12 protein-coding genes and 1 riboswitch are annotated in these 12,208 nt (G+C 29.1%); of the genes, 7 read left to right on the top strand and 5 right to left on the bottom strand.

The window, feature by feature from the left end; all coding sequences use genetic code 11:
* Positions 1 to 9 precede the first annotated feature (9 nt).
* From leuD to ilvC, 5 genes are read left to right on the top strand one after another with little or no spacing between them, the layout of a single operon-like run.
* Positions 10 to 504 carry a 3-isopropylmalate dehydratase small subunit gene (gene leuD / locus Q0W06_RS02175; RefSeq protein WP_297630772.1) on the top strand — a complete coding sequence of 165 codons (495 nt, stop codon included), beginning with the start codon at positions 10 to 12 and terminating at the stop codon, positions 502 to 504.
* Positions 505 to 1,584, top strand: coding sequence for a 3-isopropylmalate dehydrogenase (gene leuB / locus Q0W06_RS02180; protein ID WP_297630775.1), 1,080 nt, complete (start codon positions 505 to 507; stop codon positions 1,582 to 1,584).
* Positions 1,585 to 1,586: 2 nt separating this feature from the next.
* Positions 1,587 to 3,245 carry a dihydroxy-acid dehydratase gene (gene ilvD, locus Q0W06_RS02185; protein ID WP_297630778.1) on the top strand — a complete coding sequence of 553 codons (1,659 nt, stop codon included), beginning with the start codon at positions 1,587 to 1,589 and terminating at the stop codon, positions 3,243 to 3,245.
* 40 nt (positions 3,246 to 3,285) lie between these two features.
* Positions 3,286 to 4,956: a biosynthetic-type acetolactate synthase large subunit gene (ilvB, locus tag Q0W06_RS02190; RefSeq protein WP_297630780.1), complete on the top strand. Its 1,671-nt coding sequence runs from the start codon at positions 3,286 to 3,288 to the stop codon at positions 4,954 to 4,956.
* A 15-nt stretch (positions 4,957 to 4,971) separates the two neighbouring features.
* A complete protein-coding gene (gene ilvC / locus Q0W06_RS02195) occupies positions 4,972 to 5,976 on the top strand; it encodes a ketol-acid reductoisomerase (RefSeq protein WP_297630783.1) in 1,005 nt (334 codons plus the stop codon).
* Between the two features lie 105 nt (positions 5,977 to 6,081).
* On the opposite strand, the gene Q0W06_RS02200 is transcribed toward ilvC, so the two are convergent.
* Together Q0W06_RS02200 and Q0W06_RS02205 are read right to left on the bottom strand one after the other, a co-directional pair.
* Entirely contained in the window at positions 6,082 to 6,402 is a 321-nt protein-coding gene (locus Q0W06_RS02200; RefSeq protein WP_297630786.1) for a bacteriocin immunity protein, read from the bottom strand.
* Between the two features lie 61 nt (positions 6,403 to 6,463).
* The gene (locus tag Q0W06_RS02205) at positions 6,464 to 6,784 is read right to left on the bottom strand and encodes a bacteriocin immunity protein (protein ID WP_297630789.1); all 321 of its coding nucleotides are present in this window, start codon (positions 6,782 to 6,784) and stop codon (positions 6,464 to 6,466) included.
* A gap of 784 nt (positions 6,785 to 7,568) precedes the next feature.
* Here Q0W06_RS02205 and Q0W06_RS02210 point away from each other — a divergent pair.
* Both Q0W06_RS02210 and Q0W06_RS02215 read left to right on the top strand, forming a co-directional pair.
* Positions 7,569 to 8,234: a SprT family zinc-dependent metalloprotease gene (locus Q0W06_RS02210; RefSeq protein WP_297630792.1), complete on the top strand. Its 666-nt coding sequence runs from the start codon at positions 7,569 to 7,571 to the stop codon at positions 8,232 to 8,234.
* Positions 8,235 to 8,305: 71 nt separating this feature from the next.
* On the top strand, positions 8,306 to 8,995 hold the full coding sequence (locus Q0W06_RS02215; protein WP_297630795.1) for a hypothetical protein: 690 nt from the start codon (positions 8,306 to 8,308) through the stop codon (positions 8,993 to 8,995).
* Positions 8,996 to 9,043: 48 nt separating this feature from the next.
* Here Q0W06_RS02215 and thiT read toward each other — a convergent pair whose 3' ends face one another.
* The 3 genes from thiT to Q0W06_RS02230 form a co-directional block, all read right to left on the bottom strand.
* On the bottom strand, positions 9,044 to 9,736 hold the full coding sequence (thiT, locus tag Q0W06_RS02220) for an energy-coupled thiamine transporter ThiT (protein WP_297630798.1): 693 nt from the start codon (positions 9,734 to 9,736) through the stop codon (positions 9,044 to 9,046).
* 51 nt (positions 9,737 to 9,787) lie between these two features.
* Positions 9,788 to 9,889: riboswitch (TPP riboswitch) on the bottom strand.
* Positions 9,890 to 10,039: 150 nt separating this feature from the next.
* Complete coding sequence (locus tag Q0W06_RS02225) at positions 10,040 to 11,326, bottom strand: CapA family protein (RefSeq protein WP_297630800.1); 1,287 nt, start codon at positions 11,324 to 11,326, stop codon at positions 10,040 to 10,042.
* Positions 11,327 to 11,328: 2 nt separating this feature from the next.
* Positions 11,329 to 12,135 (bottom strand): M15 family metallopeptidase, encoded by an 807-nt coding sequence (locus Q0W06_RS02230; RefSeq protein WP_297630802.1) that lies wholly within the window; start codon positions 12,133 to 12,135, stop codon positions 11,329 to 11,331.
* Positions 12,136 to 12,208 lie beyond the last annotated feature (73 nt).

Below are 12,208 nucleotides of genomic sequence, written 5' to 3' on the forward strand. Positions count from 1 at the left end.
GTAGGTTTTATGAAAGCAAAAGGGAGAGTTTTTAAATATGGAAATAACATTGATACAGATGTAATTATTCCAGCAAGATATTTAAATACATCAAATCATTCAGAACTTGCAAAGCATTGTATGGAAGATATAGATACAAATTTTATTAAAGAAGTAAAAGATGGCGATATTATAGTTGCTGATAAAAACTTTGGATGTGGTTCCTCTAGAGAGCATGCACCAATTGCAATAAAAGCTTCTGGAGTAAGTTGTGTTGTAGCATCTACATTTGCAAGGATATTTTATAGAAATGCAATAAATATTGGGTTACCTATATTAGAATGTGATGAAGCTACAAGAAATATTAAAGATAAAGATGTAGTGGAAGTAGATTTTAGTACAGGAGTAATAAAAAATATAACTAGAAATGAGCAATATAAAGGGGAAGCTTTTCCAAAATTCATGCAAGAAATCATAAATAGTGGAGGACTTGTGGAATATATAAGAAAAAAGGAGGGGAGGTAAATGGAGTATAAAATAGCAGTAATACCAGGTGATGGAATAGGACCCGAAGTAATTAATGAAAGCTTGAAAGTATTAGATAAAATTGGAGAAAAGTTTAGGCATAAGTTTAAATATAAAATTCTTCAAGCTGGAGGTTGTGCAATAGATACAGAAGGTGTACCTCTTCCAGAAGCTACTTTAGAAGAATGCAGAAAAAGTGATGGAGTAATTATGGGAGCTATAGGTGGAGTAAAATGGGACAATCCTACAGCTAAAGTAAGGCCGGAACAAGCTATTCTAGGATTGAGAGAAGGATTAAATTTATATTGTAATTTAAGACCTATAATTTTGCATAAAACACTTAAGGAGGCTTCACCATTAAAGAATTCAATAATCGAAGAAGGAATAGATATTTTAGTAGTTAGAGAATTAACTGGTGGGATATATTTTGGAGAAAGAGCTACAGAAGAGATAAATGGAATAAGAGAAGCTTATGATACATTAAAATATAATGAAGTAGAAATTAAGAGAATAGCAAAGTTAGCTTTTGAATCAGCAATGAAAAGAGATAAAAAAGTAACTAGTATAGATAAAGCAAATGTTTTAGATTCATCAAGACTTTGGAGAAAAGTAGTTGAAGAAGTAGCTTTGGAATATCCAGAAATTACTGTAAATCATTTGTATATAGATAATGGGGCAATGCAATTAATTAGAAATCCAAAACAATTTGATGTTATTTTAACTGACAATATGTTTGGAGATATTTTATCTGATGAAGGGAGTATGATAACTGGATCTATAGGAATGCTACCTTCAGCATCACTTGGAGAAAATAGTTTTGGGCTGTATGAGCCTATACATGGAAGTGCACCAGATATTGCAGGAAAGGGAATAGCAAATCCATTAGCTACAATTTTATCAACTAGTATGATGCTTAGATATACTTTGGGATTAGAAACAGAAGGAAAAGCTATAGAGAATGCAGTAACTAAAGTTTTAGAAAAAGGATATAGAACAGCCGATATTATTAGTAAGGGAATGACTTTAGTTAAAACTAAAGAAATGGGGAATTTGGTGATTAAAGAACTAATGGAGGGATAAATATGAGAAGTGATATGGTAAAAAAGGGAGCAAGTAAAGCACCTCACAGATCTTTATTTAAGGCAGCAGGTTTAACACAAGATGAAATAGATAAACCGCTTATAGGGATAGTTTCAGCACAAAATGATATTATTCCAGGACATATTCATTTAAATACTATAGTAGAGGCTGTTAAAAAAGGAGTTCTTGCAAATGGAGGAACACCATTGGTGTTTCCGACAATAGGAGTTTGTGATGGGATTGCAATGGGCCATGTGGGAATGAAATACTCCCTAGCAACAAGAGAACTTATAGCAGATTCAATAGAGTGTATGGTAAATGCACATGGGTTTGATGCATTAGTATTTATTCCAAATTGCGATAAGATAGTTCCTGGAATGATTATGGGAGCATTAAGAATGAATATACCTTCAATTTTTGTAAGTGGAGGACCAATGCTTTCAGGCAAAGTAAAGGGCAAAAATATTTCTTTATCTACAATGTTTGAAGCGGTAGGAACTTTTGAAACAGGAAAGTTATCAAAAGAAGATTTTCGTGAAATGGAGGATAATGCATGTCCTACATGTGGTTCATGTTCAGGAATGTTCACAGCAAATTCGATGAATTGTTTAACAGAGGCATTAGGACTAGGACTTCCTGGGAATGGAACTGTACCAGCTGTGTATTCAGAGAGAATAAGACTTGCAAAAGATGCAGGAAAAGCTGTAATGAAGTTATTAAAAGAAAATATTAAACCTAGAGATATAGTAATAAAGGATGCAATAAAAAATGCATTAACAGTTGATATGGCACTTGGATGTTCAACAAATTCTGTTTTACATTTAACTGCAATATCAAATGAAGCAAATGTAGAAATGAATTTAGATATAATAGATGAAATTTCAAGTAAAACACCAAATTTATGTAAACTTGCACCAGCTTCTGATACACATATTGAGGATTTGTATTGGGCAGGTGGAATACAAGGAGTAATGAAAGAATTATCTAAAAAGAGTTTATTAAATTTAAAATGTATTACTGTAACTGGGAAAACTCAAGGCGAGAATATTGAAAGTGTAGAAGTTAAAGATCATAAGGTTATAAAGACAATAGAAGAGCCTCATAGTAATACTGGTGGAATCCGAGTTTTAAGAGGAAATATTGCTATAGATGGAGCAGTAGTTAAAAAATCAGCAGTAGTATCTGAAATGATGAAGCATGAAGGCAAAGCAAAAGTTTTCAATTCAGAAGAAGAGGCTATAGATGGAATAAGAAATGGAAAAATAGAAGCAGGAGATGTTGTTGTTATAAGATATGAAGGGCCAAAAGGTGGACCTGGAATGAGAGAAATGCTTTTACCAACATCAGCAATTGTAGGAATGGGACTTGATAAATCAGTTGCATTAATAACTGATGGCAGATTTAGTGGAGCAACTAGAGGTGCAGCGATAGGACATGTTTCTCCAGAAGCAGCAGAAGGTGGAAATATAGGATTAATAGAAAATGGGGATATAATTTCTATTAATATTTTAGAAGGGAAATTAGATTTGTTAGTTTCAGAAGAAATTTTAGAAACTAGAAGAAAAAATTTAATAATGCCAGAACCAAAAATTAAAGAAGGATATTTAGGAAGATATGCTAAATTAGTTAGTTCAGCAAGTATGGGAGCAATATATAAGTAAAATATAAATTGAGAATTTTAAAATTAAAGGAGGGGGATATATGTTATTAACAGGTGCAGAGATATTAGTAAAAGCATTAATTGATGAAGGTGTTGATGTTATTTTTGGATATCCAGGTGGATCGGTATTAAATATTTATGATTCACTTTATATATATAAAGAAAAAATAAATCATATTTTGACTTGCCATGAACAAAATGCAGCGCATGCAGCAGATGGATATGCAAGAGCAACTGGTAATGTTGGAGTATGTCTTGCAACATCAGGACCAGGAGCAACAAATTTAGTCACTGGAATAGCAACAGCATATATGGATTCTATACCTTTAGTAGCTATAACTGGTAATGTTCCGAAAGACCTTCTAGGAAAAGATAGTTTTCAAGAAGTTGATATTCAAGGGATTACTATGCCAGTAACAAAACATAATTATATAGTTAAAGATGTAACTCAACTTCAAAAGATAATTAAAGAAGCATTCTATATAGCTAGAACAGGAAGACCAGGACCAGTTTTAATTGATATTCCAAAGGATATAACAGCAGCAAAAGCAATTTATAAAAATAGAGAGGAGATTTCTATTGAAATAAAAGAAATTGAAATTCTAGAAGAAGATTTAAATAAAGTAGCTGAAATGATAAATGAAAGTAAAAAACCATTTATTTATGCAGGTGGAGGAGTTGTATCAGCTGGAGCAAACTTAGAACTAAAAGAATTAGTAGAAAAAATAGATGCTCCAATTTGTACATCATTAATGGGGAAAAGTGCTATAAATAGCGAGCATTATTTATGCACAGGAATGATAGGAATGCATGGAACAAAAGCATCAAATTTAGGGGTAACTAAGAGTGACCTAATAGTAGCCTTAGGAGCAAGATTTTCAGATAGAGTTATAACTAATCAAGAAAATATAAAAGATGCAAAAATAATTCATATAGATATAGATAGAGCTGAAATAAATAAAAATATTAAATCAGATGCATGTATAGTGGGAGATTTAAAAGAAATTTTAATAAGATTACTTCCTAAATTAAGAGAAGTAAGGCATAAAGAATGGAATAAGACAATAAATGATTATAAATTATTAAAAGAAAGAGTTGAAGGAGATAGTTTAACGCCAGAATTCTTTTTTGAAACTTTAAATAAAGTAAATAATGGAGAGATAATTTTAGCAACTGAAGTAGGACAGCATCAAATGTGGGCAGCTCAATATTTTAAATTTAGAGAAGAGAGAAGTTTTATATCATCAGGTGGACTTGGTACTATGGGATTTGGACTTGGGGCATCTATCGGAGCCTCTATGGCTAAACCTAATAAAAAAATAATAAATATAGCTGGTGATGGAAGCTTTGCCATGAACTGTAATGAATTTGCAACAGCAGTAACTCATAATATGCCAATAATAGTTGTAGTAATGAATAATAGTGTTTTAGGAATGGTAAGACAATGGCAAAATTTATTTTATGATAGAAGATACTCTCAAACTACATTAAATAGAAAAACAGATATTGTTAAACTTGCAGAGGCATTTGGAGGAAAAGGATTTAGAGTTACTGAAAGGGAACAATTAGAAAGTATATTAGTTAAAGCTATAAATACAGATGGACCAGTAATAATAGATTATATGATAGATAGTGATAAAAAAGTATTTCCAATGGTTGCACCTGGTGCACCAATTAATCAAATAATAAGTGAAGAGGATATGGAGAAATAAAGAGGGGGAATAAAGATGGCAAAAATGTTTTATGAAAAGGATACAAATTTAGAACTATTAAATGGAAAGAAGGTAGCAGTAATTGGTTATGGAAGCCAAGGACATGCACATGCATTAAACTTACATGAAAGTGGAGTAGAGGTAGTAGTTGGATTGTATGAGGGAAGTAAATCTTGGAATAGAGTAAAAGATGCAGGTCTAGAGGTAGCTACAGTAGCTAATGCAGTAAAATCGGCAGATATAATTATGATTTTAATTCCAGATGAAAAACAAGCAAAATTATATAGAGATGAAATTGCACCAAATTTAGAGGCAGGAAATGCTTTAGTATTTGCGCATGGATTTAATATTCATTATACGCAAATAGTGCCACCAGTAGATGTAGATGTATTTATGGTAGCACCTAAAGGGCCAGGACATATGGTAAGAAGAACTTATACAGAAGGTTCAGGTGTTCCATGTTTAATTGCAGTATATCAAGATGCAACAGGAGATGCTAAAAACTTAGCACTAGCTTACTCTAATGGAATAGGAGGAGCAAGAGCAGGAGTTTTAGAAACTACATTTAAAGATGAAACAGAAACAGATCTTTTTGGAGAGCAAGCAGTTTTATGTGGAGGATGTACAGCCCTTATAAAAGCTGGGTTTGAAACTTTAGTAGAAGGGGGATATGCACCAGAAAATGCATATTTTGAATGCTTACATGAAATGAAACTTATAGTTGATCTTTTATATCAAGGTGGTATGGAAATGATGAGATATTCAATTTCAGATACAGCAGAATATGGAGATTACGTAGTTGGAAATAGAATAGTAACAGAAGAAACTAAAAAAGAAATGAAAAAAGTATTGTCAGAAATTCAAAATGGAACATTTGCACGAAATTGGCTTACTGAAAATGCAGTAGGAAGACCACATTTTAATGCAATGAGAAGAATTGAAAAAGAACATCAAATTGAAACAGTTGGAAAAGAACTTAGAGAAATGATGAGCTGGATAGATACTAAAAAATTAGATTAGCCCAAAACCTTTTTAAAATATATAATAAAAAGCTCCTTGTTCAATAAAGAATGAGGAGCTTTTACGTAAAAGATGGAGAAAAGAATACAATTATTATATTAGTAATTAAAATTGTGATTCATTTCTAAAACCTGAATAGGCACCATTTAATCCAGTACGTTTTCCAATATCACTTAATTGGCGTATTAAATCTTCTTGTTGAAGTGTAAGATGAATTTTATTATTAAAAGTAGTCCAATAAAGATATTTTACTATTCGTTCTATATATAATGAAAGCCCACTAATATTAGAGGAGTCTAATTTTTTATAAGCTTTCAATAAAACTTTTTGAGCATTATCTAAGTCATTATTTTTTGTTTCAGCAAAACAATTATATAAAGAATGAATTATATCTTTAGCCATAGTACATTGTTCTTTTTTATTCATAAAAGTGCCTCCTTATAACATTAAAAAAAGTATATGATTTAATTAAAAGTTATATAAATGATTAGAAAGGTTTTTTGTTCCAAAAGTTAAAATAAAGACCATTTAATCCACCATGATTTACGATATCGTTCAATTGGATTATCAAGTTTTCTTGTTCAGATGTAAGATGAATTTTTTTAGTAAAAGCAGTCCAATAAAGATATTTTACTATTCGTTCTATATATAATGAAAGACCAGTGATATTAGAAGAATCAAGTTCTTTATAAGCTTTTAATAAAACTTTTTGAACATCATCTAAGTCATTATTTTTTGCTTTAGCAAAACAATTGTATAAAGAATGAATTATATCCTTAGCCATAGTACATTTTTCTGTTTTATTCATAAGAGTTTCTCCTTATAAGAATATTTATGGATTTAATCTATAAATATTTTTGAGGTAATAGTTATTTATTAAATTGAAAATTATATTTATGGGAATTATATTTTATAATATTTAACAATGTTTTAAAGTCATTTTTAAAAAGGTAGTTTGGAACTGAGTATTCACCACCAGTTATAGCAATATTAATTAGAAAAATAGGATTTTTTTTCTTATAGGATTTCTTTAATTTAATTACAAGCATATCCTCAAATTTTGAATTATAAATAGAAACATTTTTAATTGATATATTCTCTATGTGATTCCAGTTAATTAAAAAAGAAAAATTTAATAGCCCATGACTATAAATCCCATTTTCATTTAAAATAAGCATTGGGATATGGTGTTTAATGTTATAAAAATAATTAAATGTAACATAGAGAGTTATTCCTAATAAAAATATAATAGGAATAAGAATGAGTTTTGAAGTAAGTGAAATAGAAAAACTTAGAGAAAAAAGAAGTGCAATTAAAATTAAAAGAAACTTAGGAAGTAAATATTTAAATTTATTTTGAGAAAAATAAATTATTAATTCAGAATTCATTTTAATAGCCCCCTTTTAATAAAATAATTATACATATCATTAGAATACCTTTCAAAAAGGTAAAGTTATGAAATTATTAGTGAATAATATATAGAACTATTATTGAAGAATGTTAAAGGAAAAATACTATGAAAGAGTAATAGAATAAAAAAGAAGTTATTGATAAAATAATATTATTGAAAGTATGGGGAGCGGATAGTATAAATGGATTTTAAAGATAAAGTTATTATAAATAAAAAAAAGATGAAAAGTATAAGTATCAGGATTCGTGATGGAAAAGTTTTAGTTTCTGCACCTTTAAATGTATCGGAAAAATATATATTGGAGTTGTTAGAAAGTAAAAGAGGATGGATAGAAGAAAAACTAACCATTAAAAGAGATTTAAAGATAGCAGATTTATTGAAAAGAGATACTTTAGGAGTGGATGAGAAGGTAAGATATTTAGGAAAAGAATATGTTATAAAAATAAAAGAAAAAAGTAGTGGTGGTATTCAGCTTATAGGGGACAATTTAATTATTAATTGTTATAAAAAAGAGAATGCATTAGAGTTATTGAAGAAATTTTACATAGATAATATAAATAAAATATTTAAAGAGAAGTTTGAAAAAATAGAGAAATTGACAGGATTATATGCACATAAATTAACTATTAAGTTTATGAATACACGATGGGGAAGTTGTAATAAAGTGAAAGGATATGTTAATTTAAATGGAGAACTTATTGCTAAAAAAGAGAGCTCTATAGACTATGTAATATTACATGAGTTATGTCATTTAGTTCATGGAAATCATTCAAAAGATTTTTATAGTTTAGTAGAAAAATATATGGAGAATTACAGAGAAGAAGAAATCTATTTAAATGGAAAGTAATGCTTTTTGTATCATTCAAGAAAATGCATACATAGTATATTGTAGAAATATTTTCTTGAAGGAGTATACAAATGGTGAAGAGAGCGAAAAACATATTGATTTCAATGATAGTATTGTTATGTCTAATTATAATTCCAAGTATAGCAATGGCAAATGGGATAGTATTAGAAAAAGTTGAGCTTAATTATAGTTATTATGTAGCAGTTATAATCTTAGTAGTTCTTGTAGGTGCAAGAGGAATAGTTGCTATATATGAGCTAAATAAAATTACTAGTTTAGCAAAAGCTGAAATTGAAAATGCAAGGGAAGCTATAAGAAATCCAAGTGATAGTAGTTGGATTTATGAGAATTTAATGAGCAGAGCTAAAATATGTATATATAAGTTCAATGAAGCTTTAGAGAAGAGAGATATATCTATTGCAAAAGGATATATAAGTGAAAAGCTAGAGAAGAAATTAAATGGGAAAATTAATAGATTAATTCAGAATAATCAAAAACAATTATTGCCTAACTATAAAATAATAAAATTATTACCTGTAAAGGCAGTTGATGATTTAAATAATGAAAAAGATTTTATAAAGATAGCAATACAGATTGAAACTTTTGATTATTTAATAGATTGTAGTGTAAATAGAGTTGTAGAGGAAGATAATGTACCAATAAAAGTTATAGAAAAAACTTGGAGTTATATAAAGGTTGATGGTTTTTGGATTGCTGATGAAATAGAGGATTTTGAACTAGAGATAAATGATTTTATGTAAAATAATAGAACTCGCTTTATATTTAAAGCGAGTTCTTATTTTAAATATTTATTTCCTTATAGATTTCCTTGAAATATAGTTAGGATTGATAATTTTTAAAAGTCTCTCCACAGGAAGAAGCTTTAATAGTATCATACAAATAATCATATTACCTACTAAATATGGGATATTATAAACAATTGAATATATAAAAACATTCATTCCAGCTGGTGCAGAAGACCCAAAGAATGCAACACCAGAAATAAAGTGAGCAAGGAATGCAAAGAAAAATGCAACTATAGTTCCAAACTGACGACGTTCCATAAAGAAACCAGCTACACCCATTGCTATTCCAGGTAATGGATAATCAAATAAAACTTGAATAGGCTGAAGAATATAAGGATCAGTTATTAAAGCGATAAATCCATATAAAAATCCAGTAATGAAACCAACTTCTTTTCCATAAGCAAATGTAATTAGAAGAATTGGAAGCATTGCGCCTAAAGTAATATCTCCACCTTGTGGAAAATGAAAAAGTCTTAAAAGATCTAAAATAGTAGATAATGCAAGAGCAATGGCTATTGATGTTAACATTCTTGCATTAAATTTGACTTTTCTAGCTTTAAAGAAAGCTAAAAATATTAATAATAGACCCACTAAGGCAAGAATAACCATAGGATCTTTAACTACTTCATGAAATTTACTTGGTAAATCAGAAAAAGCTTTACTCATTTCATGAAACCATTCTTGAAAAATATGCATAAAAAAAACCTCCACGTTGTGCTAGAAGGCTATAAAAATGAATCATTTAATTTTGAAACATCTAAGCTTCCCTACGCTAGTATTATCTAGATCAGGTAAAAGGGTTAATGATTTAAAATCATCTCTCAGCCAAAGGCACCCCTAGCACGAATATTAATTATTTTAAATAAATTGACAAGCTTATTTTAAGTCTAAAATAAAGAGATGTCAAATAAAAATATAATTAACAAAAAGAACCAACTATTCATTAAAAACGGGAGTAGAGTGTTTAAAATGAATAATTGGTCTTTTGGATTTATATATTTAGTTTGATTGCTGGCTATATAATTTGTTTTCACCTAAGATACTTTTTGTATCAGAGAGAGAACGATTTAATTTTGATATAGAATCATTAGAAATATTGAAAGAAGCAGGGGATTCTATGGCTTCTTTTACAGGAATGATTCTATGGGTCATTGTTCCATTTTTATTTGGTTCTCTATAAACCCAAGTAGGAATTACATCATAGGACTTTAAATAAAGTTTATTTTCCTTAACACCTAGTGTGAAATCGAAAATAAGACCATCTTCAGATTTAGAGATACCAATCTCCTCAAAGCATTGGTTTGAAAGTGTATTGCCCTGAGAATAGATAGCTAATGTCTTATGACCACTTTTACTTGTTAATGTTTCATAAGGCTGAATAACATGTGGATGACCACCTAAAATAATATCAACTCCATTAGAATTAAGCATAGTAGCAATTTCTTTTTGAGAGTTGTTTTGAGTAGTATCATATTCAGTACCCCAATGAATAGAGCTAAATATAAATTCTACACCTTCAGCTTTCATTGATGAAATAATTTCTTTAACTTCAGTTTCCATCTCAGAAATTTTATTATAGCTAAATGTATTTATAAGTGGTGATAAATCAGGTGATAATGGGATACTATTTATAGACTCACCATTATTTGCAGCTGTTTTAAAAGTATAAGCAAAAAATCCCACTTTATGATTATCTAACTCATAAACTGTATACTTTTTGTCAGAAGTAGAGCTACGAGCTCCTATAGGTAACATATTACTTTCCTTTATTTTCATTATGCCCCTTTTAAAACCATCTATACCTCTATCTATAGAATGATTTGTAGCAAATGTAATTAAATCTAAACCAGCATTCTTACAGCTAGTTAAAAATTCGTCAGGCATATTGAATAAAGGATAACCAGAGAAATTTTCACCAGAAAATGAACCTTCAACTATTCCTAAAGATAAGTCGGAGGATTGAAGAAGTGGTGATATATATTCAAAGCTCTTATCAAAATTATATGTAGTACCATTTTTAGCTCCACGAAGTTGAGCATCGTGTACAATTAAATTTCCAAGAGAAGTAATTTTATAGGTTTTATTTGAAGGCTTTAATTGGTCATCAGATAAATCTTCTTCATCTGAAATAGAAGGAGTTTTAGATGTAGCTTCAACATTTTTATCAATAAGATTAGATAGTGAAAAATATGAAGAAAGTAATAGTATGAGAAGTAAACAACTACTAAAAGATAATATAAGAATAGTTTTTTTATTATTTTTTAAAGTATTATTTTTTTTCCTCAAAATTAATCCTCCTTTAAGCTTAACTCAAGAAATGAGATTTTTTCATTAATAGCATTTACATACTCCTCAAGAGTTAGATTATTTTCTTTTATATATTTAGCATGATTTACTCCAACATATCGGTAGTGCCAAGGCTCATACTTATATCCTGTAATAGATTCTTTAGATTTAGGATAACGAAGGATAAATCCGAATTTATGAGCATTTTTATCTAGCCAATTAAAAGCATTAGTTTTTTCAAAGCTTTCTGAAAGTTTAGTATGAGTGGTAGATACAATATCAATAGCATATCCAGTTTCATGTTCACTTGCTCTTGGAGGAGCAGAATACTCAGAAGCTTTTTCAAAGCCCAGGGAATTAACTTTTTCATTAAATAAATTTTTTTGGATTGATTGAGATCTATATCCTGAAGCTCCTAAAAGCTGAATATTTTCTTTTTTGGCAGATTCGAACATTTCTTTAGCATTCGTAGCTGTAATTGCGTTTAATTTTGTAGTCGTTATATATGAAAGAAAAGGTAAGTTTGATTCTATTAAGTTAGTTCCTTCATAATTTTTAGGTAGTAAAGTCTGTTTATTACATAAAAGTAAATTAGCATCGTTTTTGTAGCTTATAAGTAAAGAAAGTTCTTTTTTTAAGTTGTTATTAGCATTAGTAACTTCTAAAGATGTATCTTTTTGTATAGCATCAGCCTTAGAGAAAATTAAATTACTCATATAGTCATTTAATATATAAATGCACATAAGTAATGTTATAGAACCGATACTAATAGCAAAGAAGTTCTTTTTATTAATGTGTTTTTTTAGCATAATTTCCTCCTTTTTCAAAATACTTGTATATTACAATATTACCATAATAAGTAATAAATAAACATTAAAATAA

The sequence above is a fragment of the uncultured Clostridium sp. genome (assembly GCF_947072515.1).
Taxonomy (GTDB): Bacteria; Bacillota; Clostridia; order Clostridiales; family Clostridiaceae; genus Clostridium.